The organism is Qipengyuania oceanensis (genome assembly GCF_009827535.1).
In the GTDB taxonomy this organism is placed as follows: domain Bacteria; phylum Pseudomonadota; class Alphaproteobacteria; order Sphingomonadales; family Sphingomonadaceae; genus Qipengyuania_C; species Qipengyuania_C oceanensis.
Window position 1 is genome coordinate 1927891 of record NZ_WTYN01000001.1, and the last position, 25323, is coordinate 1953213.

Below are 25323 nucleotides of genomic sequence, written 5' to 3' on the forward strand. Positions count from 1 at the left end.
CCGGAGAGCTTTTCCGATGACCATTTCCGCCTTGATGCCCGTCTATCCCCGCTGCGACGTGCGGCCCGTCAAGGGCGATCACTGCCATCTCATCGACGAGGACGGCACGCGCTATCTCGACTTTGCCAGCGGTATCGCGGTCAATCTGCTCGGCCATTCGCATCCGGCCCTCATCGGCGCGATCCAGCGCCAGGCCGAAACGCTGATGCACGTCTCGAACCTCTACGGCAGCCCGCAGGGCGAGGAACTGGCGCAGATGCTGGTCGACAAGACCTTCGCCGACACCGTTTTCTTCACCAACTCCGGCGCCGAGGCGGTGGAATGCGCGATCAAGACGGCGCGCGCCTATCACCAGTCGGCGGGCAATACCGACAAGTTCGAGATCATTACCTTCACCAACGCGTTCCACGGCCGCACGATGGCGACGATCAGCGCCTCGAACCAGAAGAAGATGCACACCGGCTTCATGCCGTTGCTCGCCGGCTTCAAATACGCCGAGTTCGACGATCTGGAGAGCGCCAAGGCGCTGATGGGCCCCAACACGGCCGGTTTCCTTGTCGAGCCGATCCAGGGCGAAGGGGGCATTCGTCCTGCATCTGCCGAGTTCATGCAGGGTCTTCGCCAGCTGTGCGACGAAAACGACCTGATGCTTGTTCTCGACGAGGTGCAGTGCGGCGTTGCACGGACAGGCAAGCTCTATGCCTACGAGCATTACGGGATCGAGCCGGACATTATGGCGACCGCCAAGGGGATCGGCGGCGGGTTTCCGCTCGGCGCTTGCCTGGCGACCGAAAAGGCGGCCCGCGGCATGGTTTTCGGGACGCACGGATCGACCTACGGCGGCAATCCGCTTGCCATGGCGGCTGGCAAGGCGGTGATGGATACCGTCGCCAACGACGAATTCCTGGCGAAGGTTCGCGAGTTAGGCGACCGGCTGCGTTCGCGGCTCGAGCAGTTCATCGGCAATTATCCGGAGCTGTTCGAACTCGTTCGTGGCGAAGGCCTGATGCTCGGCCTCAAGATGAAGGTCGAGAGCCGGCCGTTCTTCGTCCACCTGCGCGACAATCACCAGCTGCTGACGGTCGCTGCCGGCGACAACACGTTGCGGGTGTTGCCTCCCCTGGTCATCGGCGATGCCGAGATCGACGAGTTCATGGACAAGCTGTCCGCCGGCGCGGCCAGCTACGAATCTCCGGAAGGCTAGGGACGATGCAGCACTTCCTCGACCTCGCCGATGCGGGCGGCGACGCGCTGGCAGCGATGCTGAACGATGCGCAGGATCGCAAGGCTGCTCGCCTGGGCTGGCCCAAGGGCAGGCCGGACGCGGATGCACCCTTGGCCGGCCATGTGCTGGCGATGATCTTCGAGAAGAATTCGACGCGGACCCGCGTCAGCTTCGACATCGCCATGCGCCAGCTGGGCGGAAGTGCGCTCATCCTCGATTCGGGGACCAGCCAGCTGGGCCGCGGAGAAAGCATCGCCGATACCGCGCGGGTTCTCAGCCGGATGGTCGATGCGATCATGATCCGGACCGACGATCACCAGAAGGCCGTGGATCTGGCGAAGCATGCCAGCGTCCCGGTCATCAACGGGCTGACCGACCGGTCGCATCCGTGCCAGATCGTTGCCGACCTGTTGACGATCATCGAACAGGGCAAGGCGCTGCCCGGTCTCGAGCTCGCCTGGCTCGGGGATGGCAACAACGTGCTGCACTCGATCCTCGAGGCTGCCGGCATATTCAAGTTCAACGTGCGTGTCGGAGTGCCGCAGGGCTACGAACCGGAGGCCGAGTTCGTCGAGATGGCGCGCGCCGGCGGGGCGAATGTGACGCTCGTGCACGACGCCAACGAGGCTGCGGAAGGCGCGGACATCATCGTGACGGACACTTGGGTGTCGATGGGCCAGGACCATGCGCACAACAAGATCGCGGCGATGGCGCCGTTCCAGGTGAACGATGCGCTCATGGCACGGGCGAAGAGCGATGCAAGATTCCTGCATTGTCTCCCGGCACATGTCGGCGACGAAGTGTCGGAAAGCGTGTTCGAGAGCGACCGGTCGGTCGTCTTCGACGAGGCCGAGAATCGCATCCATGCGCAAAAGTCGGTTTTGCTGTGGTGCAACGGGCTGATCGGCGACTGACTTCGCGCTGGCCTGCGGGTCTTTTCGATGGGCCGATCGTTCCCATATGAACGCGATGGCCGATATGACTGCAGACAACGCTCCCGTTGCGGAGACCTTTTCCGATCGCGTGCTGGGCTTCACCCTGCCGGCTCGAGACGCGCGCGGGCGCATCGTCAGGCTCGAAGCGCCGCTGCAGGAAATCCTGTCCGCGCACGATTATCCCGCGCCCATCACCCATCTGCTGGCCGAAGCGCTGGTGCTGGCGGCCCTGCTCGGCAGTCTCATCAAGGGAGAAGGTGCGCAACTGACGATGCAGGCGCAGACCCAGGGTGGCCCGGTACGGCTGCTGGTGTGCGACTACCGGGGCGGTGAATTGCGCGGCTATGCCGACTTCGATGCCGATGCGGTTGCGAACGTTGGCGCGAACCCCTCGCTCGCGACACTGTTCGGCGAGGGCTATCTCGGTATCACTTTCGACGTCGGAACGAAAGGCGAGCGTTACCAGGGAATCGTCCCGCTGGAAGGCGATAGCCTGTCGCATGCCTGCGAGAACTATTTCGCGCAGAGCGAGCAGGTGCCGACGATGATCAGCGTTGCCGTCAGCAGCGACGGCGGCAAATGCAGAGCGGCGGGGCTTCTCGTGCAGCACCTGCCCGATGGCGAAGAAGGTCGCGAACGCCTGCATGCGCGGATGGACCACCCGCACTGGGAGCATGTTTCGGTGATCGCCGGAACGATCCGCCACGACGAACTGCTCGAACCTGAGCTTTCCATGGAAGCGCTGGTCTGGCGGCTGTTCCACGAAGAGGAAGAAGTCCGGATACTGCCGGGCGCTGCGCTCACCCGTGGCTGTCGGTGCAGCGTCGAGCATTACGAGCAGGTTTTGCGGGGTTTTCCCGAAGAAGAACGCGTCGACATGCGCGACGAGAACGGCGTCATCAGCGTCGATTGCGCGTTCTGTTCCAAGGTTTTCCCGATCGTCCTGTAACGGTTCAGTTTCGCTTTTCTACAATCCCCGTAACCCCTTCAGGAGTTAACATGACGTCATGCGATTCGCCGGCAAGTTCTTTTCCGCGCCTTCCGGTCGCGTTCTGCGACGGTTGACCGCGCTCGCCGCCGCCGGATGTGCAGCGATGCTGATCGGGCCGGTGCATGCCGATGACGGCGGGCTGGCACTGCTTGACAGCCTGCAGAAGGGTTCGTGGGAGGTTCGCTTCCGGGATGGCTCGCCGCCCAGGCGGCTGTGCGTGCGAACCGGCCGGGAGCTGCTGCAATTGTATCAGAATTCGCCGAACTGCGGTCGTTACAGCGTCGATGGAACATCTAACAGCGTAACGGTGCAATACAGCTGCCGGACGGAGGGGTATGCGCGCACGACCGTCCGCAAGGAAACCGGTACCCTGGTCCAGATCGAAGGGCAGGGTGTCTCACGCGGACGTCCATTCCAGTTCACGGCCGAAGCGCGGCGCATGGGAGCATGCTGAGAATCCGGCGATGAAGGATTTGCGGGGCCAGCGGTAAAGCACTAGCAGCCGGGCATGAACCACCCAGATCAATCCGACCGTCCGATCGCGGTAGTGCTTCTTTCCGGCGGGCTCGATTCGATGGTTACCGCAGGATTGGCGGCAGAGGCGGGCTACGATCTCGTCGCTCTGACGATCGACTACGGCCAGCGGCACCGGGTCGAACTGGACGCGGCGCGCATCATTGCCAGGAAGCTGGAAGTGCGTCGCCACATCCTTCTGCCTCTGGATCTGCGCGCATTCGGTGGCTCCGCCCTGACCGACGACATCGCGGTACCCAAGGACGGCGTCGGCTCCGAAATCCCGGTGACATACGTTCCGGCCCGCAATCTCGTTTTCCTGTCGCTGACGACTGCTTGCGCAGAGGCGTCGGGAGCGCGCGACATCTTCATCGGCATCAACGCGCTCGATTATTCGGGTTATCCGGATTGCCGGCCCGAATTCGTTGCCAGTTTCGTGGAGACCGCCCGGCTTGCAACCAAGGCCGGGGTAGAAGGTCAGCCTCTCAGGGTTCACGCACCGTTGCAGATGATGACCAAGGCGCAGATCGCGGCAGAAACCGCCCGGCTCGATCTCGATCCGTCGTGGAGCTGGTCATGCTACGATCCGCAACCGGGTCCTGTGGCTTGTGGCCTGTGTGACAGTTGTCGCTTGCGCAGAACGGGCTTTGCCGAAGCGGGGATTGCCGATACGACTGCGTATGCGGCACCTATGCCGAAATAAGAACAGGATCGGGGAAGAGGGTTGAGCCAGACGGAAACGGTTAGCGTGCCGCAGGATGCCGCCGCGGGAGACAAGGTGCCTGCCTACAGCTGGTATGCTCTGGGCGTGCTCGTCCTCATCTACGTGCTCAATTTCATCGACCGGCAGATCCTGTCGATCCTCGCAAACGACATCAAGGCGGACCTCGGGGTAAGCGATGCCTACCTCGGCTTCCTGTACGGTACCGCATTCGCCATTTTCTATTCGCTGTTCGGCATTCCGCTAGGCAAGCTTGCCGACAGTTGGCACCGTGTGCGGCTGATGACGATCGGCCTCAGCTTGTGGTCGGCCATGACCGTGGTTTCCGGTTTCTCGAAGAATGCCGGCATGCTCACCGGGGCCAGAATCGGCGTCGGCGTGGGCGAAGCGACGGCGAGCCCCTCGGCCTATTCTCTCATCTCGGACTGGTTTCCGGCCCGTCTCAGGGCGACCGCCCTCGCGATCTATTCATCGGGCCTGTACCTCGGCGGCGGGATGTCGATCCTGATCGGCGCGGTGGCGCTCGAATGGTGGAACAAGACCTATCCCGGCGGTGGCCCGTTCGGTCTCGTCGGATGGCAGGCAGCCTTTATCGCGGTCGGCTTGCCCGGCTTGCTGCTGGCGCTGTGGGTCATGACGTTGAAAGAGCCAATACGGGGGCTGATTGACGGGATTCCTTCGAAGCCGGTCGAGCGACCGTTCCGCGGTTTCGTCGAGGAACTTCTGCAGATCATTCCGCCGTTGACCTTGATCGGCGCTGCCCGCCGCGGGTTCATGGCACTGGCGATCAACATCACCGCTTTCGTCGGCGCCTTCGTCATCGCGTGGCTGCTCACGGGGATCACCGGTTCGGGTCCAGGCGCGATCGTCGAAGCCATCTCGGACCAGTGGTTCCTGCTCGCGATCGGCTATTACGCGATTTTCTGCTGGGCTTCGGCTTTGCGCTCGCGCGACGCCCCGACCTTTGCCCTGACGTGGGGCTCCCCGGCTTTCCTCTGCACTATCCTCGGCTACGGGATCGTGTCCTTCATGTCCTACGCGACGAGCTACTGGAGCGCGCCCTATGCCGAGCGCGTCTTCGAGATCAGCAAGATCCAGCTTGGCTGGTGGCTCGGGATGCCGACTGCGGTTTCAGGGTTTCTGGGCGTGATCGCAGGTGGCCGCCTGGCAGATTACCTGTTCACCAGAATCCCGGCAGGGCGGATCGTAGTCATCATATTCGGACTGCTCGCGCCGATCCCGGTGATGTGGCTCATGTTCACGACCGGCGACATGACGCTGTTCCTGATCCTGGCGGTGATCGCCCAGTTTTGCGCTGCGAGCGCGCTCGGCGGCGCAGCGGCAACCAGCCAAGCCCTCGTTCTTCCACGGATGCGCGGAGTAGCGACAGCCACATTCTTCCTGGCGACGACGCTCGTCGGCCTGGCACTGGGTCCGTACACCGCCGGACTCGTATCCGCGAAGAATGGCGATGATCTTTCTCAGGGAATGCTCGCGGTGCTGTGGGCGGCTCCTGTCGGGCTCGTACTGTTGATCGCGGCACTCAAGCTGGTTCCCGCTGCGGCCGACACGGTACGCTCGCGCGCCCGGTCGGCCGGCGAGGACATCAGCGACTAGCTGGCTTTCAGGACGCCGCAGGCAACCCGCGAGCCGGCGTCGCCAGCCGGGTCGGTGCGATAGTCGTCAGGTCCAGCGTGGATGACCACGGCCGTGCCGTCGGCATCGAACAGCCATTCGGCGATCTGAGCAGGACTGCCGGTAAGTTCGTACGTCCTGCTAGCGCTACGCGAAGCTCCGACAGCAAGATTCGCCAGGTCGCCGACATGCTTGCCGTCCGGATTCAGCGAACCATGCTGTTTGCCGAGCGGGTTCAGATGCCCGCCCGCAGACTTGAAGTCCGGCGCGGTACAGGTTCCGGTAGTGTGCAGGTGGAATCCGTGCTCGCCTGGTTCGAGACCGGTTGCTGCGACCGTAAGATAGACGGCGTTGCTTCTGGTAAGGACCTGTGCCGTTCCGATCGGTAATCCGGCCGAGCTGTAAAGGTTCGCGCTGGCCAGCCTTTGCTCGGGCAGTTGTTCGATCGTGGAGCACGCCGCGATAGTGGCGAAGCTCGCGCCGATAGCGATGGCTTTTAAAAGTTTCATGAGGTTCCCTTTTTTCAAACGTCTCAGGGACCCAACGAAAAAGGGGCCGGATTTCTCCGACCCCTTGTTCATTTTGTAATCGCTTGCGCGAAACTTACATGCCCGAACCCGGGCCGTAAGTGATTTCGACGCGGCGGTTCTGCAGTTCGCGGACACCGTCGGCAGTCGGAACGCGCGGCTGCGATTCACCGAACGCTTCGCTCGAGATGCGACCATCGGGAACGCCGCGACCGCTGAGGTAGCTGCGAACCGAAGCGTTACGACGCTCGGCCAGACCCATGTTGTAGGCAACGGTACCCGAACGGTCGGTGTGACCGGCGAGCATGACCGAAGCCATTCCGCAGTCGGCGTAAGCCGAAACCGCGTTGTCGAGGATCGTCGCTGCTTCCGGCGTGATGTCCGACTTGTCCCAGTTGAAGAAGACAATGTACGGGCCGGTGTTGCAGACCGTCTCAACCACCGGCGGGGGCGGAGGAGGCGGTGGCGGCGGGGGCGGCGGCGGCGGCGGCGGCGGCGGGGGCGGCGGAGCTTCAGCGCCACCGAAGTTGAACGTGAAGGTTCCGAGCAGCGAGTGCGAACGGAAACGTGCTTCGTGTTCACCACCGATCGCATCGACCACGCCGACGTTGTCAGCATTGAAGAAGCGATACTTGATGCCGGCGTCGATGTTGTCGGTCAGCGGAGCGCGGACACCCGCGAGCAGCTGCCAGGCAAAACCGGTGTCCGAATCGTCCACGATCGGGCCGAGGCTTTCCCACATGTTGGTTTCGATCGAGGTGCGGGCGACGCCGACACCACCACCAACGAAGCCCTGCAGGCCATCGTCGGGACCGAAGTCCAGCAGGCCGTTCAGCATGAAGCTGAGGGCGCTGGAGTCGCCGCGGCTGTTGTAGACGCCGGGAGTGATACCGAGAGGCGCGACATAGCTGTCGAGAAGCACTTCGTCGGTGTCAGCTTCGCGATAGCTGGCTTCGGCTTCGAGGCGGAACGCGCCGAAGTCGTAACCAACGATACCGCCAAAGTCGAAGCCCTTGTCGAAATCGAGAGTCTGCACGTTGTCGGCAGCTTCGAGTTCGATGTCCATGTCTTCGACCATCATGACGCCGCCGTCGAGTTCGACGTACCATGCATCGTCACGGGCGAGGGCAGGCGACGCAAGGGCCGTCGAGGCCATCGCCATTCCTATGACCAGTTTCCGCATTATTGTATTCCCCTTATTAGCGTATTTGAGCCACCGAGTGGCAGGTTTCTAACTTTTCCCCATCACGAGGGCAAGCGGGCGTTACTCCGGAACTGTTGCAAGAATGTCTCTTTTGCCAAGTCCATTCGAGAAAATCTGGATAATCCGACCCTCCTGTATCGCCGAAACGCCCGTGCGTTACCTTGGTTCCAGTCATTTGACGGGAAAAACTCCTGCGGCTCGAAGTGTCTCGATAATGTTACTGATGGCCAGCCGCTCGTCGCGCGGAAGGGCGAGCAGGTAACGCAGCAAGTCCCGGTCAGTCATCGGCAACCGTATCGTCGTCGCCGATCGCGTAACTGGCTGCCTCTTCCGCCAGCAATTTGCGCGCGGCGGCATCGCGTTGCCGCATCGCTTCGAGCTTGGCGTCGATCGAGGCGAGGATTGCGTCCTCGTCTTCGTCGGCGCGCCGCGCCCGCTGCTTGCTCACCGCTTCGCGATGGGCGGTCAGCAGGCGAAAGGCGATCGCATTGTCGTATTTGCGACGCGTCCTGGAGGGCCCGCCTTCCAGCGCCCCGGTGCGCAACCGGTGGAGCAGATCCATCTCTAGGTTGTCGTAGCCTTCGGCCAGCGCGACCTGCCAGGCGCGATTGAACTCGGCATCGGTCCGCCGCGTCCGGTAGACTGTCCGGACCGGAACACCTGCGCGACGCGCAGAGCCGGCCACGTTCGACGTCTGGGCGAGGGCAACGAGGAACTCATCTCGCCAGCTTGCATCCGGCACGCGCGATGCGCCGCCGGACGATGTGCCCGTCCTGCTCATGTGACCCGTCCATTCGTGAGTGTGCGGCCAAGTCGACGGCGCTCCGTGGCTCATTCCGACTCGGTCTATCGCGATGTTCCGCTTCTCTAACCAATGAGCGTGACGATGTCAATATAAAAGTGCCAGATAGGTTAATTGGTTTCGATTGCTTCAGGTGATCTGGTCGCCTAGATGCGGCCCCACCGCCACGGTTGAGGGACGCGACGACCTGCCATGATCATGAAACCGCTGCGCGGGCTCTACGACTGGACCATGGAAAAGAGCGCGCACCCGCACGCCGTGTGGTGGCTGGCGCTGATCTCTTTCATCGAATCGAGTTTCTTTCCGATCCCACCGCATCCGCTGCTTGGGCTGATGTGCCTGGCCGAACCGAAGAAGGCACTGCGTTTCGCTTTCGTCGCTACTGCGGCGTCCGTTCTCGGCGGCCTGTTCGGCTATGCAATCGGATTCTTTCTCTACGACACGATCGGCAACTGGCTGATCGGTGCGCTCGGCCTGACCGAGGCCTTCCCCAAGGCCGCCTGTTACCTGCGCGAGTACGACTGGGAAGTGATCGTGCTGGCCGGCGCGACGCCGGTTCCGTTCAAGCTGCTGACCATCACCGCCGGCTTCATCGAGATGGCGCTGGTCCCCTTCGTTCTCGCGAGCATTGCGGGCCGGGCGATGATCTTCATGACCGTCGGCATCCTGTTCCGCATGTTCGGGGCGCCGATCAAGCGCTTCATCGACCAGTATCTGGGCACGGTCACCGCCGCTTTCGTGGTGCTGGTGATCGGCGGCTTCCTGGCGCTCTCGATGCTGGGCGGGGGAGCCGAAGAGACGGCCGACAAGTGCGAAAGCGCGACGATGGCCGACTTGCGGCTCGGCTGACGGTCTACTTCCCGCGATTCCAGGGAAACAGCCGCAGCGCCTTCTCGATCACGCTGCGCTCGGTCCGCCCGCGATAGATCAGGTCTGCGCCCACCGCGACCGCCAGCAGGAAATACCATCCGGTCACAATCACTGCGAACAGCGCGGAGACGATCACCAGCGCCCCGCTGACGATCAGCGCCTGCTGGTCCAATTCCAGCGCGCCGCTGCGATCCACCGCGAGCGGCAGGCCCGCGGCGCGCCAGCCCACGATTCCGCCGTCGAGCCTGTAGGCCTTGCCCTTCGTGAGCGCGGCGAGCTCGGGCGCGTTCATTTCGCTGCGACGTCCGGTGCGGCAGATGAAGACGACATCTCGTGCGTCCTCGAACGGCTCGATGGTGGCCAGCGGACGGTTCTCGGCCCCAGGAACGTTGTTGAAGGCGAATTCCTCGGGCGAGCGGATATCGACGAGGCGCGCGCCGTCGCCGCCGAGGCTTTGGGCTTTCAGGGGAGAGATCGGAGTCAGGGTCAAGCGGCCAGCCTTGCGACCAGTTCCACTGCGACAGGATCGCGGGGCCGAACCTCGAGCGTCGCGCGCGCTTCGCGCAGCGCCGCTTGCTCGTCGCCAGCCGCGAGCAGGGCCTGCGCCAGGTCCCGGCGGACCGGATACCAGAAGGCGGGCGGGTCGCTGAAGCGGCTGAAATCCTCGGTCTCCTCGATCTGCGCCGCTTCGGCGAAGCTGGCCGCCGCATCGCGGTAACGCCCGTCCATCATCGCCAGCCTTCCGGTGAGCACGGCGCGGGTTATCGCCAGCATCTGGTCGGCCGCGGCAAGGCGGTTCTCTTCCTCGTCTTCCGGCAGCTCGACGCGCATCGGGATTGCATCGCGCTCCTTCGCAGCTCCCTCGGTGTCGCCGAGAAACGCGAGGGCTTCGCCGCGCGCATAGCGCCACGCCGCCTTGAGGTACGGCAGTCTCGGCTCCGGCAGATCGAGCACGACCTCGGGGCTCTCGAAGCGCCCGAACGCGAAATACCCCGCCGACATCAGCAGCTGGCCGAAGGACGAGCCTTCCTCGCGCGATTGCGCGCGCTCGACCAGCGGGCGTGCGAGCATCAGCGCGGTGCGGGAATCGCCCGCCATCATCGCGCCGCCTAGCCCGAAGATGACGTTGTGCGTGTGGTACGGGATGCCCCAGACCGCCATCGGGTCCTCGTCGTCCATCGCCATGGCCTGGTGCTCGCCGATCTGCACCGCCTTGCGGTTCGCATCGGCGGCATCCTGGTAGCGCCCGACCCAGTAATAGGTGTGCGAGGGCATGTGGACGAGGTGGCTTGCGTCGAGCTCCAGCGCGGCGAGGCGGTCGGCATAAGCCTCGGCCTTGCCGGGCTCGCCGCCGATCTCGGTCGAATGGATGTAGAAATGCATCGCCCCGGTGTGGTCGGGATTGCGGGCCAGTACGGGCTCGATCAGCCGGTTCGCCGCTACCATGCTCTCGGCGGTGTAGTCGGACGACATCTGCGCGTCGGCTGCCAGAACCTGGAACGTATCGTGTTCGGGAAACCGCGCCGCCAGCGCTGCCATCGCCTTGGCATAGGCCTTGTCCCGATCCTCTTCGGTGCCCTGCGGGCGGAAGCGCTCGACCAGTGCGGCCGCCCAGCCGCGCTCGAGATCCGACGTTCCAGCCCCGGCCAGGTCCAGCGCACGTTTCGCGAGCGCATGGGGCTCGGCGCGCTCTTCCATGGTCTTGCCGTAGTTGAGCGTCGGGCCAAGCGTATAGGCATGGCCTGCCAGACACATTGCGCAGGCCGGATCGAGCCGTGCGGCTTCTGCCATCGCATCGATCGCTTCCTGGTGAGCGAAAGCGAAGGCGAGTTCGATGCCGTTGTCGAAAAATGCCTGCGCCTGCGGGACGCTGGTCGCGATCGGAAAACCGCCATTGCCGTAATCGGCGAGGATGAAAGTGGCACTATCGGGATGCTCGACCTCGCTAGAGGCTTCCTTGGCAGCTTCGCTGACGGAGGGCGTCGCTGCAGTCGCCGCCTGCTCGCTATGGCCGCCTTCGTGTGCGTTGTCCTGAGCCGCCAATGGCACTGCTGCTAGCAGGCACACGCTCGCCGGAAAGAAGGCAAGAAAGTTGGTCCGTGTCATCGTCGTTCACCCCCGCTTCGCGACCGGAGGCTTTTGCCATGGACCGCGAAGAGGGGCAATCGAAGAGGGGTCGACGTCAGCCCTCGAAGCTGGTTTCCAGCGTGATGTCGCAATTGAGCAGCTTGGAGATCGGGCAATTGGCCTTGGCGTCGGCGGCCAGTTCCTCGAACTTGGCCTTGTCCATTCCGGGCACCTTGCCCTTGGTCGAAAGCGCGGACCTGGTGACGGTGAAGCCGCCGTCGTCCTTTTCCAAGGTCACTTCCGCTTCGGTCGTGAGGCTGCCGTCGGTGTGCCCCGCATCCGCCAGCCGGAAGGACAGCGCCATGGTGAAACAGCTGGCATGGGCTGCCGCGATCAGCTCTTCGGGATTGGTCCCGGGTGCATCCTCGAACCGGGTCTGGAAGCCGTAGGGCTGGTCCGAAAGGGCGCCAGAGCCCGTCGAGACGTGGCCCTTACCTTCCTTGCCGAGCCCGTCGTAACGCGCGCTGCCCTGTTTCACGATTGCCATGCGATCATTCTCCTTATGTGGGGTTCACCACAAGGACGCATGGTGCGCGCCCACGTTCCGCTCCGCCTTAGGCTAGATCCCGAACGCCTTCATCGCCGCATCGAAAACGCCCTCCAGTCCGCCGCGAATGCCCTTGCGGCGACCCGCGGCGGGCGCTTCCTCGATGACCAGGATGCCGATCGCCCCGTCGTCGGTGTCCCGCACCCGGTCGCGGAACAGCGGTTCGCCGCCGAGCAGGTAGGGCGGAAAAGTCTCGCTCCGCGCCACGCTGTAGGCGGTGTGCGCGGTGAACCCGATCAACTGGTCCTGCGAGAAGCGCCGGCCTGCTTCCGCGGGCTCGACCCGCACCCCGCGCCCGCCCTTGACGATCAGCGTCGCGGGCCCGTGAAAGACGAGGTAGCGGAACTGGAAGGTCAGCCAGGCGTGCAGGCTGAACAGGCGCCAGCGACTGCGGATCTGCACCGGCCGGCTCATCGGCTGGACGATCGCCGCCAAGGCACGGGGTTGCAGCACCATGGCCGAGGCCGCGGGCAGGTCGATGCGGGCGATCTCGGCAAAGGGGTCGTCGCGTGCAGAAATGCCGAAGCTGGCCCCAGCGCCGCGTCCGCGGGTGAGGTTGACCATGCCGCTGGCGAGGCTGGTGAGCAAGTTGCGCCAGCTGAGCACCCACTGATGGTCGAAGCGCGCGCCATCGGGGCTCGATTGGAGGTAATTCTGGCGGACGAGGATTTCCTCACCCTCGGCCAGCGTTACCGCGAGCGAGGGCCGCGACCCGCCGCTCGCAGTGGCTACCGCGCCCATGCCGCTGAGCGGCGCGATACGGATCGGCGGCCCACGCTCGACGAGCGGGGCAAGGCCGAAATAGAACAGCGTGCGGATCGCCAGCGGCGTGAGCAGGACGCCGATGAGCGCGATCAGGGCGAGTTGGGCGATATCGCGAAGGGTGCGCCCTTCGACCTCCCTGGCGGGGTCGGGCAGGGAGTCGATGGCGCTTTGCCGCGCCTCGGAGAACCCGGTGCGAGCGACGGCCAGCGCCCGCGTCGCCGCCTGCGCCGCCTGCCGTTGTGCGCGCCATTGGTGCTCCTTTCCGCACTCGCGGCTCCGCGCCGCTTCCATGGCCTGCCGTTTGCCGACCAGATAGCTATCGATGGTACGCACGACCGGGTTTTGCCGGTCGAAATCTTGTACGCGGCTTGTCCACAAGCGGCAGAAGCGCGCGGCCTCGTCGATGGAGGCCTGCGTCGGCATTCGCGACAAGGCCGCCTGTCTGGTGCGAGCGTCGGCAAGCTCGGAGGCCTTCGTGAGCATCGCGATTTCACCGTCGAGCCGGGCCTTGGCAAGTTGCAGGCGCTTGGTTTCGAGGATGCGCGAGGGGCGAATCGAACCGAACCAGCCGCCGCCCGCGTTCAGCTTCGCGGCGACGTCATCGCGCTCGCCGGTGGCTGCGTTCAGCCTTGCGGCCAGAACATCGCGGCTGGCGTTCTCGTAGCGGTCCGCCCCCCGCTGCAAGTCTTTCCGCGCATCGGTGAAGTCCTGCCCGAGCTCGGCGCGCACGGCCTGGAGGCTCATCGCATCCTGCCGCAGGTTCTCGCGCGAGAAGCCTTCGCTGATTGAGGGCCAGGCAAAGACAAAGAACGCGATCCCCGCAAACAGCAACAGGTAGGTGAGGCCGGTGCGTCCCAACCAAGCGAGGGCGGCCTTCAAGCGCTCAGCTCTCGATGATGCCGATCTTCTTGCCCGCGCGCTCGAACATGCCGAGAATGGTCTCGACCTCCTCGTCCGAATGTTCCGCGCACAGCGAACAACGGAGCAAGGTCATGTTGGCGGGGGTTGCCGGGGGCCGAGCGAGATTCACGTAGAGCCCTTCGTGCAGCAGCGCTTCCCACATGGCCGCGCCCCGCTCGAGGTCGGGCATGATGACGGCGACGATCGCGCTCTGCGGTTCCTCGGTGCCGAGCTGGAAGCCGAGGTCTTTCAGGCCGCCGTGCAGGCGCTTGGAATTCTGCCACAGGTGCGCGCGCTTGTCGGCGCCGTGCATGAGCTTGCGGATAGATACCGCGGCGGTCGCCACCACGCTCGGCGGCAGGCTGGCGGTGAATACATAGGGGCGGCAGACCAGCCGCATGATCTCGAACTTGGGATGGTTGGACACGCAGAAGCCGCCGACGGTCCCGACGCTCTTGGAAAAGGTGCCGATGATGAAATCGCAGTCGTCGATGACGCCCTGCTCCTCGCACACGCCACGCCCGTTCTCGCCGATGAAGCCCATCGAATGCGCTTCGTCGACCAGCACCATCGCGCCGTATTTCTTGGCGACCGCGACCATTTCCTTGAGCGGCGCGACATCGCCGAGCATCGAGTAGACGCCTTCGAGGACGACCAGCTTGCCGGCGCCTTTGGGAATGCGGCGAAGGCGTTTTTCCAGCGCTTCAATGTCGTTGTGTTTGAACGGCACGACCTCGGCATTGCCCAGTGCACAGCCGTCCCAGATGCTGGCGTGGCTGTCGATGTCGAGAACGATGTAATCGCCCTTACCGGCGATGGTCGAAATGATCCCGAGATTGGCCTGGTAGCCGGTCGAGAACACCATGGCATGATCCATGGCGTAGAAGTCTTTGAGCGCTTCCTCGACTTCCTTGTGCCCCTGGTAGGTCCCGTTGAGGACCCGGCTGCCGGTCGTGCCTGCCCCGAAATCGGCGAGCGCCTGCTTGCCTGCGTCCACCACGTCCGGGTCGAAGGTCATGCCCATGTAGTTGTAGGTGCCGAGCAGGATCGTGTCGCGGCCGTTGCAGATCGCGCGGGTCGGCGAGAGGACCTTCTCCATGACCAGGTTGAACGGATCCTCGACCCCGCCTGCGAGCAGCGTCTCGCGCGTCTGGATCAGATCGTCGAACTTGGAGAAGAGGTCCTGGCCGCCATCGCCTTCGCGCGTAACGGGCTGGTCGGACTGGCTGATGCCTTCGCTCATGCGGCTTGCCCGGACACCATCTTGGTGACGGCATCGACCAGCTGGCCGTAGGTCTCGATCTCGGCCTGCTGGTTCATCGAGATGATGATGTCGAATTCGTCCTCGATCTCGGCGACGAAATCCATGACGGTCAGGCTGTCGAATTCGAGGTCGTTGGCGAAAGTCGTATCCTCGGCGATCTCGACCCCTTTCTTGTTGAAGGGTTCGATCAGGCTGCGGATGCGGGTATCGACGTCGGCGCGGTCCATTGCGGCTCCAGTTCTGGTGTCGGGCGCGGGCCTTGCCACGCCATTGGGGCGGAAAGAGGGATTGCGCGGCGCAAAGTCAAGGTTGCGCGCATGCTCCGCGCCGCGACGTCACGCATCGACGAGTGCCTTTACCGCCGCCATGAACGGCCCGATCGACACCGGCTTGGAGAGGTAGTTGTCGGCCCCCGCATCGCGAATCCGCTCCTCGTCGCCCTTGCCGGCATAGGCAGTGACGGCCAGCACCGGGGTCTTGGCGAAGGCGGCGTCGCGGCGCATCTCGGCGATCAGGTCGAGGCCGGAGACGTTGGGCAGCTGGATGTCCATGATGACCAGGTCGGGCGCGAACCTGCGGATGCCGGGGATCGCCTGCTCCCCGTCGGCCACCGGCTCGACCTCGTAGCCGCTCGCCTTCAGCACGTCGCAGAACAGTTTCCGGTTGAGATCGTTGTCCTCGACAACGAGCACTCTTTTCGCCACGTGGGCAGCTCCCATATTAGCCCGCACCGTCTATCGTCACAGCAGGAGCCTGACAATTCTCGGCCAGACCCAATCCCCCGCCATGGATGCCAGCGAACTGGCGTTCGCCGCGCTCGGCTGGATACTTCAGGACCAGGACAGGGCCGAACGGCTGCTGTCGCTGACCGGGCTGACGCCGGAGATCCTGCGGACCGGGATCATGACCGCCCAGGTGCAGGGCGCGGTCCTCGAATTCCTTGCCAATCACGAGCCCGATCTGCTCGCCTGCGCGGAGGCGCTCGCCGTTTCGCCTGCAGAGATCGTCGCCGCATCGAGGGAGCTCGCCGCATGAGCAAGCCGCTAATCATTTCCGACTGCGACGAGGTTCTCCTCTACATGATCGCGCCGTTCCGCGAGTGGCTGGACGAGAGCGAAGGCGTCGAATTCAAGCTCAAGGGCAACAATTTCGGCGAGGCGATGCGCTGGAAGGATAGCGGCGAACGGGTCGAGGAAAAGGAGATCTGGCGGCTGCTGCGCGGCTTCTTCGATACCGAGATGCACCGCCAGACGCCGATCACCGGTGCTGTCGATGCGATGGCCACGCTTTCCGACCATGCCGATGTAGTGGTGCTGACCAACCTTGCCGACCAGCATCGCGAAATGCGCTTCGAGCAGCTCGCCGGACACGGGATCGATGCGCGCGTATTCACCAACCAGGGCCCCAAGGGTCCCGCGTTGAAGGCGATCATCGAGGAATACGCGCCGAGCCGGACGTTCTTCATCGACGACCTCGCGCAGCATCACCGCTCGGCGCGCGAACATCTCGACGCGATCACGACGCTGCATTTCTGCGGCGAACCCTCGATCGCTCCGCTGGTCGATTGCGCGCACACCTCCGGCCACGCCGAGGCGCGGATCGATAGCTGGGACGAGGCGCTGCCGTGGCTGCTCGACCAATTGCAAAAGGAACCCGCCGCATGACCATCCAGGCCCGTCTCGACGAACTCGGCATCGTCCTGCCCAAGGCGGCGGCTCCGGTCGCCAGCTATGTTCCCGTGGTCGTCCACGGCGGCTTCGCGCATGTCTCCGGCCAGGTGTCGGTGATCGACGGCGAACTGGTGAAGGGCAGGCTCGGCGAAGACCTTTCGCTCGACGAGGGCATCGCGGCAGCGCGGGCTTGCGGCCTGATGATCCTTGCCCAGCTGCGCGAGGCGATGATCCCGCTCGACAGCGTGGCGCGGATCGTCAAGCTCGGTTGCTTCGTGAATTCGACGCCCGATTTCACCGACCAGCCCAAGGTCGCCAACGGGGCGTCGGACCTGATGGTCGACGTGTTCGGCGATATCGGCAAGCATGCCCGCGCGGCGGTGGGCGTTCCCTCGCTTCCGCTGGGCGTCGCGGTCGAAGTGGATGCCATCATTGCTCTATCGGGCGCTTGACCGGCTGCTCGTCCATCCACCCGAAGCCGGCCGCACGGCCTGGCTGAAGGATTGGACATTCGCCCACCGCGGGCTGCACGGGCCGGGCCGGGTCGAGAACTCCGCGAGCGCCTTTCGTGCCGCGATCGAGGCGGGCTACGGCATCGAGTGCGATATCCAGCGCAGTGCCGATGGCGTGCCGATGATCTTCCACGACTGGGATTTAACCCGGCTGATCGGACGACCGGAGAAGGCCGGGCAGCTGACCGCGGCCGAATGGCGCGAACTGAGCTACCTCGAGCACGAGGAAGCGCCGATCGCGCTCGCCGATCTCCTTGACCTGGTCGCCGGCCGGGTGCCGCTGATGATCGAGATCAAGTCCCGTCGGGGCTACGACGTGCAACGCTCCTGTCAGCGGGTCGCCGACGAACTCGCCGGCTACGACGGGCTTCACGTCGTCATGAGCTTCGATCCGCGCGTTGCGCGATGGTTCCGAAACAATTCGCCGGACACGATCGTTGGCCTGGTGATGCGCGAGGACGAGATCGGCTACACGCAAAAACCCTGGCAGCGGCACCTGGCGCTCTGGATCGCGCGGCCCGAATTCCTCGCCTATCACGTCAAGGCGCTGCCGAACCTGATGGTGGCCCGATTGCGCGAGCGCGGAATGATCGTGCCGAGTTGGACGGTCGATACTCCCGAGCTGCTGGAGGTGGCGCGCACCTATGCCGATGCGCCGGTCGCCGAAGGAGCCGGCCTCCCATGAGTGACGGCGAACTCGTCGCCAAGATCGGCGGATCGGTCGGCGCCTTCGATGCCGCCGCCTGGGATGCGCTCAATCCGGGCAACAATCCCTTCGTCAGCCACGCTTTCCTGACCGCCATGGAAGATTCGGGCAGCGTCGGTGCCGGCACAGGCTGGCAGAGCGCGCCCATCGTGATCGAGGGGGAAGACGGGACACTGCTCGCGGCGATGCCCTCCTACGCCAAGTCGCACAGCCAGGGCGAATACGTCTTCGATCACAGCTGGGCCGACGCGTTGGAGCGAGCCGGCGGGCGCTATTATCCCAAGCTGCAGATCGCCGCGCCGTTTACCCCGGCGACCGGACCGCGCCTGCTACTGAGCGACCAGGTCTATGCCGCCCCGCTCCTGCAGGCGGCCGAGCAGGTCTGCATCGGGAACGGTTTTTCCTCCGCCCATGCGACTTTCATCGAACCGGCGCAGCGCGCCTTGTTCGAGGATGCGGGCTGGCTTTTGCGGAGCGACATCCAGTTCCACTGGGCCAATCGCGGATATGACGATTTCGACGGCTTCCTCGCCGATCTCGCTTCGCGCAAGCGGCGGGCCATCCGCAAGGAACGGGCGGCGGCGCAGGATGGCGTGACGATCCGGCGGCTGCGCTGCGCGGACATTCGTCCCGAGCACTGGGACGCGTTCTGGGTGTTCTACCAGGACACGGGTATGCGCAAATGGGGTTCGCCCTATCTGACCCGCGCGGCCTTCGACCTGATCGGCGAACGGCTGGGAGAGCAGGTCCTGCTGATCTTGGCATTCCTCGACGACGAACCCATCGCGGGCGCGCTCAATTTCATCGGCGGCGAGGCGCTTTACGGGCGCTATTGGGGCTGCACGCTCGACAAGCGCTTCCTGCATTTCGAGCTATGCTATTACCAGGCGATCGACGCTGCGATCGAACTGGGCCTCGATCGGGTCGAGGCCGGTGCGCAGGGCGGCCACAAGCTCGCCCGCGGTTACGAACCGGTCGAGACCACTTCGGCGCATTTCCTTGCGGATCCCGGATTCCGGGACGCGGTTGCCGACTTCCTCGAGCGCGAACGCCGGGGCGTGGCGCAAGACCGGCTGTACCTCGGCGAGCGTACGCCGTTCCGGAAATCCGGCTGAGGCGCAGCCCGGCTCAGGCGGCCTTGCTCTCGCCGGCCAGCAGCCACTCGCGGGCCAGTTTCTGCGCTTCGGCGATTTCGCGCGCGGTCATTTCCTCGGAAATGTCGGCGCGGCACCAGGCCGCTTCCTCGTGGCCCTTGGACGCGGCGAGATTGAACCACTTGTGCGCCTCGATCATGTCGCAGCTCACCCCTTCGCTGCCGGTCGAGAACGCGACGCCCAGGTTGTAGAGCGCCTCGATGCAACCATGGGCCGCATCGCTCAGGAAAGCGGCGATGCCGAGATCGCCTGTTTCTTCGAAGCCGAACGGTTTCGCGTCGGCCAGTTTCGCCAGTTGCATGTGACTGGTCCCCCTTGTTGCGGACCGGCTCCCCTTGCCGGCCATGAACACAGGTGTCGCCGCAACATGGTCAACAAAGCGTTAACGCGACTGGCAAAAACTGCCCGCAGGTCCGCCAGCGTTCGGCAATCCTTAATCCGGCGAAGACTATCCACCGCGCCCCGATTGCCGCTTGTATGGGTAAGGGCGCACCTCTATAGGCCCGCGGCATCGGGTCTGGATCGGAGCGGCAAAAGCCGCCTGGCAGGATGGAACGACCGTCTGACTTCGAACATGAGGATGTAAGACAGCGCATGGCCAGTGTACCGGCAAGGGACATCGACATTCTCGAAAAGGCCAAGCGAGGCCTTGATCCCGATTACGTTCCGCACGACGACGAAGAGTACATGAACGATCGGCAGAAGGATTACTTCCGGATGCTGCTGATCGAATGGAAGCGGTCGATCCACGACAGCGCGAACAGCACGCTGCAGTCGCTCAAGGACGGACCGATCCGCGAGCCGGATCTGAACGACCGCGCATCGAGCGAGACCGACTGGGGTATCGAGCTGCGTACGCGCGACCGCCAGCGCAAGCTGATCTCCAAGATCGACGCGGCACTGCGCCGGATCGACAGCGACGAGTACGGATATTGCGAAGTCACCGGCGAGCCGATCGGTCTGCGTCGGCTCATCGCCCGTCCGGTCGCGACCATGACGGTCGAGGCACAGGAAGCGCACGAGCGGCGCGAGAAAGTCTCCCGCGACGACTGACGGGGTATGCAGGTGCGCCTCCCGGGCGCCTGCCGGACGGATGTCATGCTTAAATCTTTGGTTACCTTCTCCGGCTAGTCTGGCACACTGAAATCGCGCGCCCGAACGGGTCGCAACGCGCGATCAACAGGTGAGGACACGGATGATGGCGGCGCTCGAGAAGACCGACCCGCAGAACCACGATCGCTTCCTGATGGCCGAGATCTCGGTCGCGGGGAACGACGGTGCGCACCAGATCCGCGTGCGCAACCTCTCGGCAGGCGGCATGATGGGCGAAGGTTCGGTCGCGGTGGACAGCGGATCGCAGGTCGAAGTCGCCATGCCCAATTTCGGCAGCGTGCCGGGCCGTGTAGCCTGGGTGCAGGGGGACCGCTTCGGCGTCGCCTTCGCCGACGAGATCGACCCCGAAATCGTGTTCGGATCGAGCGCTGTCGCCAGTGATGCAGGCGATCCCGAACGTGCCGGAGTAGCAAGCGATCGCCGCTCCCAGACGCGGCTTCGCTGACCCGCTTCTCAACTAGGCGCTGACCCCGAAGGGACAAGCTGCTAACCGGCTTGCCCATGCGATTCTGCCTTGCCATCCTCGGTGCCTGCCTGCTTGCCGGATGCGGTGCGTCGGAGGACGATGGCGTGGTCGACGTGGCTTTCATCGGCGATGGCGAAGACCTCTTCGACAGCGGAATGCGCCTTTCTCCTGCAGCGCAGCAGGTGCGTGCCGCGACCAGCGAAGGGCTGGTGCGGCTCGATGCCGCGGGCCAGGCGGTCCCGGGGGTCGCCCAGCGCTGGATCGTGACCGACGACGGCGCGAGCTACATCTTCCGCCTGCGCGACAGCGACTGGGCGGACGGGACGCCGATCACCGGCGAGAGCGTGCGCGATTCCCTGCGCCAGACCATTCGCGCCCTGCAGGGAACCTCGCTCGGGCTCGATCTCGCCAAAATCCGCGATATTCGCGCGATGACCGGCCGGGTGGTTGAAATCAGGCTCACGAGCCCGATGCCCGATTTCCTGCAATTGCTCGCCCAGCCGGAACTCGGCCTGCGCAAGGGCGGCCAGGGCACCGGTCCGATGGCGCTCGAACGTCGCGGCGCGGACGGGTTGCTCACGGTCGTCGCGCCGCAGATGCGCGGCTTGCCCGAGCAAGAGGACTGGCAGGACGAGTATCGCCCGGTGCGCGTGACCGCGATGGATGCGCGGACCGCGAATGCCGCCTTTGCGCGCAACCAGATCGAACTCGTCCTCGACGGGCGGCTGGCGACGCTGCCGCTGGCTGATACTGGCGCCCTGTCGCGCGGAACCGTCCGGCTCGAGGCCGCAGTCGGCCTCTTTGGGCTGCAGGTGCTCGACGCGCGCGGGTTCCTGGCCGATCCGCGCAACCGCGAGGCGCTGGCGCTGGCGATCGATCGATCCGCCCTGCTCGAACCGTTCAACATCGGCGGTTGGACGCCCACGACGCGGATCGTCGCGCCGGACCTGCCGGCCGACGAGGGCCTCGTCGGCGAGCGGTGGGGCGATCTCACCATCGAACAGCGGCGCGCCGTCTCCCGCCAGAGGGTCAATGCCTGGAAACGGGCGAGCGGCACGGACACGCTCTTGCTCACCGTGGATCTCCCGCCCGGCCCGGGATCGGACCGGATCCTGCGCCGGCTGGCGGCGATGTACCGCGACATCGGAATCGACCTGCAGCGTCCGGCCGAAGGCAGGCGCGCCCAGTTGCAGGTCAAGGACCGGACGGCGCGCTACGGCGCGGCCCGCTGGTTCCTCAACCAGTTCCATTGCTCGCTCAACGACGGGATCTGTTCGCCCGAGGCCGACCGGCTGGTCGCAGAAAGCCTGCGCGCCAGCGATGCCGCCACGCAAAGCGCCCTGCTGGCGGAGGCGGAGCGCCAGTTGACCGCAGCCAACGTGTTCATCCCGTTCGGCGCGCCGATCCGCTGGTCGCTCGTCCGCGCCGATGTCGCCGGCTTCACCGAAAATGCATGGGCGATGCATCCCTTGTTCCCGCTGGCCGGAGGTACCATCTAGCTAGCCGTCAAGGAGAGTGCGATGGACGATGCTCGGCGCCCCACCCGGATGGGCTTCGAAATGCCGGCGGGCAAGGATCCCGCTTCTGTCCGCAAGCGGATCGAGGCGATGGAGCAATTGCTCGAACGCAGCTTTACGGTGCCCGGCACCAATTATCCGATCGGGCTGGATTCCGTTGTCGGCCTCGTTCCGGTCATCGGCGATTTCGTGACCGCTGCGATGGGCGCCTATATCGTCTGGGAAGCGAACAACCTGGGCCTGCCGAAATGGAAGCTGTGGCGCATGGCGGGCAATATAGCCTTCGACACCGCGCTCGGCGCGATCCCGGTCGCGGGGGATGCCTTCGACCTCGTGTTCAGGTCGAACACGCGCAACCTCAAGATCGTGAAGCGGCATCTCGACAAGCACCACCCCTCCACGCGAGTGATCGAGGGGTGATCGAGGGGTGATCGCGGGATAGTTTCGTTCGCTCGACAAGCAGGCTAGGGCATCGGCCATGGCGAGCGACGTAACCTATTCTTCCTATCTCGATCTCGATCGGATCCTGTCGGCGCAGCACCCGTTTTCGGGCGCGCATGACGAGATGCTGTTCATCGTCGTCCACCAGGCGAGCGAGCTGTGGCTTAAGCTGTGCCTTCACGAACTGGCCGAGGCGCGTGCGCACATCGCGAGCGACACGCTGCGGCCCGCGTTCAAGATGCTCGCCCGGGTCGCGCGGGCACAGGGGCAGCTGATCAGCAGCTGGGACGTGCTGAGCACGATGACGCCGCACGACTACTCGCTCGTGAGGCCGCATCTCGGCACTTCCAGCGGGTTCCAGTCGGCGCAGTACCGGTTGATGGAATTCATGCTCGGCGGGCGCAATCCGGACATGGTGACCATGCACGAAGCGACACCGGCGGTCGCGGAAGAGCTGCGCAGCGAGCTGGGGCGCGCAAGCCTCTACGACGAGACGGTGCGGCTGTTGGCGCGGCGCGGATTTGCGATCCCCGACGAGGTGCTCGGGCGCGACCTCCAAGGCGAATGGGCCGCCTCGCCACAGGTCGAAGCGGCTTGGGCACACATCTACCGCAACCCGCACGAGCATTGGGATCTCTACGAACTGGCGGAAAAGCTCGTCGATCTCGAATATCACTTCCAGCGCTGGCGCTTCGGCCACTTGAAGACGGTCGAGCGGATTATCGGCTTCAAGCGCGGGACGGGCGGGACCGCGGGCGTTGCCTATCTTGAAGGGGTACTCAAGCAGGTGTTCTTCCCCGAACTGCTCAGCGTGCGGACGGCGATCTGACGATGGAAACGCGCCGCATTCACGACATTTCGCAGCCCCTGCGTCCCGGCGTGCCGGTGTGGCCGGGGGACACGCCTTTCGGCGGCGAACAAACCTGGAAAATGGCCGAAGGCTCGCCCGTCAACGTCTCTAAGCTCACGCTGTCGACCCATACCGGCGCCCACGCCGATGCGCCGCTGCACTATGCCGCCGATGCGCCTGATATCTCCTCCGTCGATCTCGAACCTTTCCTCGGCGAATGCCTGGTGGTCGACGCGCGCGGCGTCGGCGAACTGGTCCAGCCCGAGCATGTACCCGATCTCGCCGGTGCGCGGCGGGTGCTGTTCCGCACCTACGACCGGTTTCCGCACGAGGCATGGGACGAAGCGCACACCGCGATCGCGCCTGCGACAATCGCGAAACTGGCCGAATACGGCGTGCTGCTGATCGGCATGGACGGACCCTCGCTCGATCCGCAGGACAGCAAGACGATGGACGCGCATCTCGCCGTTCTCTCTGCCGACATGCGCGTGCTGGAAGGGCTGGTGCTCGATGACGTTGCCCCCGGCCGCTACGAGCTGATCGCGCTACCGTTGCCGATCGTCGGCGGCGATGCCTCGCCCGTGCGCGCGGTGCTGAGGGAACTCGCATGACCACTGAAGCCGAAGCGCAACGGCTCGATGCCGCAGATCCGCTGCGCCATTTCCGCGGGCGTTTCGATCTGCCCGAAGGCGTGCTCTACCTCGACGGGAATTCCCTAGGGCCATTGCCGAATTCGACGCGCGAGCGGCTGCACACCGTGATCGACGGCGAATGGGGCGATGGGCTGATCCGCAGCTGGAACCGGCTGCCCGACAAGCTCGGCGGCGGGGGCGAATGGATCACCCTGCCGCAGCGGATCGGCGCTGCCATCGCCCCGCTGATCGGCGCGCAGGCGCACGAGGTGATCGCCTGCGACAGCACCAGCGTCAACATCTTCAAGCTGATCTGGGCGGCGCTGCGGATGCAGGCCGGAGACGATGGGCGCAGGAAGGTCGTCTTGTCCGAGCCGGGCAATTTCCCCACCGATCTTTACATGATCGAAGGGCTGGAACGGCAGGGCCTCGCCGAGCGCAGACTGGCCGGGGTCGACGATATCGAGGCCGCGCTGGACGAGGATGTCGCGCTGCTGATGCTGACCCATGTCCATTACAAGACCGGGCGGATGCTCGACATGGCGCGGCTCACCGCCGCCGCGCACGACAGGGGCGCGCTGGTGCTGTGGGACCTGTCGCACTCGGTCGGCGCAGTGCCGGTTGAGCTCGCCCGTGCGAAAGCGGATTTCGCCGTTGGCTGCGGCTACAAATATCTCAACGGAGGGCCGGGAGCGCCGGCGTTCGCCTTCGTCGCCGAGCGTCACCTGCATGCGCTCGAGCAGCCGCTTACCGGCTGGTTCGGGCATGCAAAGCCGTTCGATTTCGACGACGACTACGTGCCTGCCAATGGCATCGACCGGCTGCTGTGCGGCACCCCGCAAGTGCTCGGCATGTCCGCTCTGGAGTCCGGGGTCGCCATTACCGCCGAGGCCGGGATCGACGCGCTGGTCGCCAAGTCGCGCGCCCTGTCGGAATTCTTCCGCGCCTGCGTGTCCCGGCTCCTGCCCGATCTCCCTTGCGTGAGCCCCGACGATCCTGCCGGGCGCGGCAGCCAGCTCTCCTTCCGTCACGAGCACGCCTACCCGATCTGCCAGGCCCTGATCGCGCGCGGCGTGATCGGCGATTTCCGCGCGCCCGACATCCTGCGCTTCGGTTTCGGGCCGCTCTACATCGGGTACGAGGATTTGTTGCGCGCCGCCGAGCACCTCGCCGAAGTCGTCGCGACGGGCGAATGGGATCGCGAGGAATTCAGGGCACGCGCTGCAGTGACGTGAG

General features: G+C 64.8%; 29 protein-coding genes and 1 pseudogene. 19 read left to right on the forward strand and 11 right to left on the reverse strand.

Translation table 11 applies throughout. From position 1 onward, the window contains the following. Positions 1 to 16 precede the first annotated feature (16 nt). From GRI48_RS09330 to GRI48_RS09355, 6 genes are all read left to right on the forward strand, one after another. The gene (locus tag GRI48_RS09330) at positions 17 to 1204 is read left to right on the forward strand and encodes an aspartate aminotransferase family protein (RefSeq protein ID WP_160674477.1); all 1188 of its coding nucleotides are present in this window, start codon (positions 17 to 19) and stop codon (positions 1202 to 1204) included. A 5-nt stretch (positions 1205 to 1209) separates the two neighbouring features. Beyond that, on the forward strand, positions 1210 to 2139 hold the full coding sequence (gene argF / locus GRI48_RS09335; RefSeq protein ID WP_160674480.1) for an ornithine carbamoyltransferase: 930 nt from the start codon (positions 1210 to 1212) through the stop codon (positions 2137 to 2139). Between the two features lie 64 nt (positions 2140 to 2203). After that, complete coding sequence (hslO, locus tag GRI48_RS09340) at positions 2204 to 3109, forward strand: Hsp33 family molecular chaperone HslO (protein ID WP_160675632.1); 906 nt, start codon at positions 2204 to 2206, stop codon at positions 3107 to 3109. Between the two features lie 58 nt (positions 3110 to 3167). Continuing rightward, positions 3168 to 3605 carry a DUF3617 domain-containing protein gene (locus GRI48_RS09345; protein WP_160674482.1) on the forward strand — a complete coding sequence of 146 codons (438 nt, stop codon included), beginning with the start codon at positions 3168 to 3170 and terminating at the stop codon, positions 3603 to 3605. 54 nt (positions 3606 to 3659) lie between these two features. After that, positions 3660 to 4367 carry a 7-cyano-7-deazaguanine synthase QueC gene (gene queC / locus GRI48_RS09350; RefSeq protein WP_160674485.1) on the forward strand — a complete coding sequence of 236 codons (708 nt, stop codon included), beginning with the start codon at positions 3660 to 3662 and terminating at the stop codon, positions 4365 to 4367. A gap of 21 nt (positions 4368 to 4388) precedes the next feature. Further along, positions 4389 to 6002: an MFS transporter gene (locus tag GRI48_RS09355; protein WP_160674487.1), complete on the forward strand. Its 1614-nt coding sequence runs from the start codon at positions 4389 to 4391 to the stop codon at positions 6000 to 6002. On the opposite strand, the gene GRI48_RS09360 is transcribed toward GRI48_RS09355, so the two are convergent. From GRI48_RS09360 to GRI48_RS09370, 3 genes are all read right to left on the reverse strand, one after another. Then, the gene (locus GRI48_RS09360; RefSeq protein ID WP_202389212.1) at positions 5999 to 6601 is read right to left on the reverse strand and encodes a superoxide dismutase family protein; all 603 of its coding nucleotides are present in this window, start codon (positions 6599 to 6601) and stop codon (positions 5999 to 6001) included. The genes GRI48_RS09355 and GRI48_RS09360 overlap by 4 nt on opposite strands. 22 nt (positions 6602 to 6623) lie before the next feature. Next, a complete protein-coding gene (locus tag GRI48_RS09365; protein ID WP_160674490.1) occupies positions 6624 to 7730 on the reverse strand; it encodes an OmpA family protein in 1107 nt (368 codons plus the stop codon). A 298-nt stretch (positions 7731 to 8028) separates the two neighbouring features. Continuing rightward, a complete protein-coding gene (locus tag GRI48_RS09370) occupies positions 8029 to 8532 on the reverse strand; it encodes a hypothetical protein (protein WP_160674493.1) in 504 nt (167 codons plus the stop codon). A 213-nt stretch (positions 8533 to 8745) separates the two neighbouring features. On the opposite strand from GRI48_RS09370, the gene GRI48_RS09375 reads away from it, so the two are divergent. Further along, positions 8746 to 9402 (forward strand): YqaA family protein, encoded by a 657-nt coding sequence (locus GRI48_RS09375; protein WP_160674496.1) that lies wholly within the window; start codon positions 8746 to 8748, stop codon positions 9400 to 9402. 4 nt (positions 9403 to 9406) lie between these two features. Here the strand turns inward: GRI48_RS09375 and GRI48_RS09380 are convergent, their stop codons facing one another. From GRI48_RS09380 to GRI48_RS09410, 7 genes are all read right to left on the reverse strand, one after another. Then, positions 9407 to 9913 (reverse strand): rhodanese-like domain-containing protein, encoded by a 507-nt coding sequence (locus GRI48_RS09380; protein WP_160674499.1) that lies wholly within the window; start codon positions 9911 to 9913, stop codon positions 9407 to 9409. Next, positions 9910 to 11529, reverse strand: coding sequence for a hypothetical protein (locus GRI48_RS09385; RefSeq protein WP_160674502.1), 1620 nt, complete (start codon positions 11527 to 11529; stop codon positions 9910 to 9912). The genes GRI48_RS09380 and GRI48_RS09385 overlap by 4 nt, the downstream gene beginning before the upstream one ends. A gap of 76 nt (positions 11530 to 11605) precedes the next feature. Then, positions 11606 to 12037 carry an OsmC family protein gene (locus GRI48_RS09390; protein WP_160674505.1) on the reverse strand — a complete coding sequence of 144 codons (432 nt, stop codon included), beginning with the start codon at positions 12035 to 12037 and terminating at the stop codon, positions 11606 to 11608. Between the two features lie 72 nt (positions 12038 to 12109). After that, positions 12110 to 13741, reverse strand: a complete 1632-nt coding sequence (locus GRI48_RS09395) for a hypothetical protein (RefSeq protein WP_160674508.1) — start codon at positions 13739 to 13741, stop codon at positions 12110 to 12112. A gap of 4 nt (positions 13742 to 13745) precedes the next feature. Further along, a complete protein-coding gene (gene spt / locus GRI48_RS09400; protein WP_160674511.1) occupies positions 13746 to 15005 on the reverse strand; it encodes a serine palmitoyltransferase in 1260 nt (419 codons plus the stop codon). Beyond that, complete coding sequence (locus tag GRI48_RS09405) at positions 15002 to 15253, reverse strand: acyl carrier protein (protein ID WP_160674514.1); 252 nt, start codon at positions 15251 to 15253, stop codon at positions 15002 to 15004. Before GRI48_RS09405 ends, spt begins: the two co-directional genes overlap by 4 nt. Before the next feature lie 108 nt (positions 15254 to 15361). Continuing rightward, positions 15362 to 15730, reverse strand: a complete 369-nt coding sequence (locus GRI48_RS09410) for a response regulator (RefSeq protein ID WP_160674517.1) — start codon at positions 15728 to 15730, stop codon at positions 15362 to 15364. 82 nt (positions 15731 to 15812) lie between these two features. Here GRI48_RS09410 and GRI48_RS09415 point away from each other — a divergent pair, with 82 nt between their 5' ends. The 5 genes from GRI48_RS09415 to GRI48_RS09435 are packed head-to-tail and all read left to right on the forward strand — an operon-like array spanning position 15813 to position 19029. Beyond that, positions 15813 to 16061, forward strand: coding sequence for a DUF3572 family protein (locus GRI48_RS09415; RefSeq protein ID WP_160674520.1), 249 nt, complete (start codon positions 15813 to 15815; stop codon positions 16059 to 16061). Next, positions 16058 to 16690 carry an HAD family hydrolase gene (locus tag GRI48_RS09420; protein ID WP_160674523.1) on the forward strand — a complete coding sequence of 211 codons (633 nt, stop codon included), beginning with the start codon at positions 16058 to 16060 and terminating at the stop codon, positions 16688 to 16690. The genes GRI48_RS09415 and GRI48_RS09420 overlap by 4 nt, the downstream gene beginning before the upstream one ends. Further along, positions 16687 to 17148 (forward strand): RidA family protein, encoded by a 462-nt coding sequence (locus GRI48_RS09425; protein WP_160674526.1) that lies wholly within the window; start codon positions 16687 to 16689, stop codon positions 17146 to 17148. Before GRI48_RS09420 ends, GRI48_RS09425 begins: the two co-directional genes overlap by 4 nt. Continuing rightward, complete coding sequence (locus GRI48_RS09430) at positions 17120 to 17893, forward strand: glycerophosphodiester phosphodiesterase family protein (RefSeq protein ID WP_160674529.1); 774 nt, start codon at positions 17120 to 17122, stop codon at positions 17891 to 17893. The genes GRI48_RS09425 and GRI48_RS09430 overlap by 29 nt, the downstream gene beginning before the upstream one ends. Continuing rightward, positions 17890 to 19029: a GNAT family N-acetyltransferase gene (locus GRI48_RS09435; RefSeq protein WP_160674532.1), complete on the forward strand. Its 1140-nt coding sequence runs from the start codon at positions 17890 to 17892 to the stop codon at positions 19027 to 19029. The genes GRI48_RS09430 and GRI48_RS09435 overlap by 4 nt, the downstream gene beginning before the upstream one ends. Before the next feature lie 13 nt (positions 19030 to 19042). Here GRI48_RS09435 and GRI48_RS09440 read toward each other — a convergent pair whose 3' ends face one another. Next, on the reverse strand, positions 19043 to 19369 hold the full coding sequence (locus GRI48_RS09440; protein ID WP_160674535.1) for an SEL1-like repeat protein: 327 nt from the start codon (positions 19367 to 19369) through the stop codon (positions 19043 to 19045). A gap of 293 nt (positions 19370 to 19662) precedes the next feature. On the opposite strand from GRI48_RS09440, the gene dksA reads away from it, so the two are divergent. From dksA to kynU, 7 genes and pseudogenes are all read left to right on the forward strand, one after another. Continuing rightward, the gene (gene dksA / locus GRI48_RS09445) at positions 19663 to 20121 is read left to right on the forward strand and encodes an RNA polymerase-binding protein DksA (RefSeq protein WP_160674539.1); all 459 of its coding nucleotides are present in this window, start codon (positions 19663 to 19665) and stop codon (positions 20119 to 20121) included. A 130-nt stretch (positions 20122 to 20251) separates the two neighbouring features. Beyond that, a complete protein-coding gene (locus GRI48_RS09450; RefSeq protein ID WP_337190797.1) occupies positions 20252 to 20626 on the forward strand; it encodes a PilZ domain-containing protein in 375 nt (124 codons plus the stop codon). Positions 20627 to 20682: 56 nt separating this feature from the next. Beyond that, complete coding sequence (locus tag GRI48_RS09455) at positions 20683 to 22146, forward strand: ABC transporter substrate-binding protein (protein WP_160674542.1); 1464 nt, start codon at positions 20683 to 20685, stop codon at positions 22144 to 22146. 21 nt (positions 22147 to 22167) lie between these two features. Then, the gene (locus GRI48_RS09460) at positions 22168 to 22584 is read left to right on the forward strand and encodes a DUF4112 domain-containing protein (RefSeq protein ID WP_160674545.1); all 417 of its coding nucleotides are present in this window, start codon (positions 22168 to 22170) and stop codon (positions 22582 to 22584) included. Between the two features lie 55 nt (positions 22585 to 22639). Next, positions 22640 to 23434, forward strand: a pseudogene (locus tag GRI48_RS09465) (tryptophan 2,3-dioxygenase); the annotation flags it as partial. Between the two features lie 2 nt (positions 23435 to 23436). Further along, a complete protein-coding gene (kynB, locus tag GRI48_RS09470) occupies positions 23437 to 24066 on the forward strand; it encodes an arylformamidase (protein ID WP_160674551.1) in 630 nt (209 codons plus the stop codon). After that, complete coding sequence (gene kynU / locus GRI48_RS09475) at positions 24063 to 25322, forward strand: kynureninase (protein ID WP_160674554.1); 1260 nt, start codon at positions 24063 to 24065, stop codon at positions 25320 to 25322. Before kynB ends, kynU begins: the two co-directional genes overlap by 4 nt. The last annotated feature ends 1 nt before the right edge of the window (position 25323 follow it).

Bases quoted from the DNA above. Each gene is read 5' to 3' on its own strand.
- GRI48_RS09330 (WP_160674477.1), top strand. From the start codon at position 17: ATGACCATTTCCGCCTTGATGCCCGTCTATCCCCGCTGCGACGTGCGG.
- argF (WP_160674480.1), top strand. From the start codon at position 1,210: ATGCAGCACTTCCTCGACCTCGCCGATGCGGGCGGCGACGCGCTGGCA.
- hslO (WP_160675632.1), top strand. From the start codon at position 2,204: ATGACTGCAGACAACGCTCCCGTTGCGGAGACCTTTTCCGATCGCGTG.
- GRI48_RS09345 (WP_160674482.1), top strand. From the start codon at position 3,168: ATGCGATTCGCCGGCAAGTTCTTTTCCGCGCCTTCCGGTCGCGTTCTG.
- queC (WP_160674485.1), top strand. From the start codon at position 3,660: ATGAACCACCCAGATCAATCCGACCGTCCGATCGCGGTAGTGCTTCTT.
- GRI48_RS09360 (WP_202389212.1), bottom strand. From the start codon at position 6,601: ATGAACAAGGGGTCGGAGAAATCCGGCCCCTTTTTCGTTGGGTCCCTG.
- GRI48_RS09365 (WP_160674490.1), bottom strand. From the start codon at position 7,730: ATGCGGAAACTGGTCATAGGAATGGCGATGGCCTCGACGGCCCTTGCG.
- GRI48_RS09370 (WP_160674493.1), bottom strand. From the start codon at position 8,532: ATGAGCAGGACGGGCACATCGTCCGGCGGCGCATCGCGCGTGCCGGAT.
- GRI48_RS09375 (WP_160674496.1), top strand. From the start codon at position 8,746: ATGATCATGAAACCGCTGCGCGGGCTCTACGACTGGACCATGGAAAAG.
- GRI48_RS09385 (WP_160674502.1), bottom strand. From the start codon at position 11,529: ATGACACGGACCAACTTTCTTGCCTTCTTTCCGGCGAGCGTGTGCCTG.
- GRI48_RS09390 (WP_160674505.1), bottom strand. From the start codon at position 12,037: ATGGCAATCGTGAAACAGGGCAGCGCGCGTTACGACGGGCTCGGCAAG.
- spt (WP_160674511.1), bottom strand. From the start codon at position 15,005: ATGAGCGAAGGCATCAGCCAGTCCGACCAGCCCGTTACGCGCGAAGGC.
- GRI48_RS09405 (WP_160674514.1), bottom strand. From the start codon at position 15,253: ATGGACCGCGCCGACGTCGATACCCGCATCCGCAGCCTGATCGAACCC.
- GRI48_RS09415 (WP_160674520.1), top strand. From the start codon at position 15,813: ATGGATGCCAGCGAACTGGCGTTCGCCGCGCTCGGCTGGATACTTCAG.
- GRI48_RS09420 (WP_160674523.1), top strand. From the start codon at position 16,058: ATGAGCAAGCCGCTAATCATTTCCGACTGCGACGAGGTTCTCCTCTAC.
- GRI48_RS09425 (WP_160674526.1), top strand. From the start codon at position 16,687: ATGACCATCCAGGCCCGTCTCGACGAACTCGGCATCGTCCTGCCCAAG.
- GRI48_RS09430 (WP_160674529.1), top strand. From the start codon at position 17,120: ATGCCATCATTGCTCTATCGGGCGCTTGACCGGCTGCTCGTCCATCCA.
- GRI48_RS09435 (WP_160674532.1), top strand. From the start codon at position 17,890: ATGAGTGACGGCGAACTCGTCGCCAAGATCGGCGGATCGGTCGGCGCC.
- GRI48_RS09440 (WP_160674535.1), bottom strand. From the start codon at position 19,369: ATGCAACTGGCGAAACTGGCCGACGCGAAACCGTTCGGCTTCGAAGAA.
- dksA (WP_160674539.1), top strand. From the start codon at position 19,663: ATGGCCAGTGTACCGGCAAGGGACATCGACATTCTCGAAAAGGCCAAG.
- GRI48_RS09455 (WP_160674542.1), top strand. From the start codon at position 20,683: ATGCGATTCTGCCTTGCCATCCTCGGTGCCTGCCTGCTTGCCGGATGC.
- GRI48_RS09460 (WP_160674545.1), top strand. From the start codon at position 22,168: ATGGACGATGCTCGGCGCCCCACCCGGATGGGCTTCGAAATGCCGGCG.
- kynB (WP_160674551.1), top strand. From the start codon at position 23,437: ATGGAAACGCGCCGCATTCACGACATTTCGCAGCCCCTGCGTCCCGGC.
- kynU (WP_160674554.1), top strand. From the start codon at position 24,063: ATGACCACTGAAGCCGAAGCGCAACGGCTCGATGCCGCAGATCCGCTG.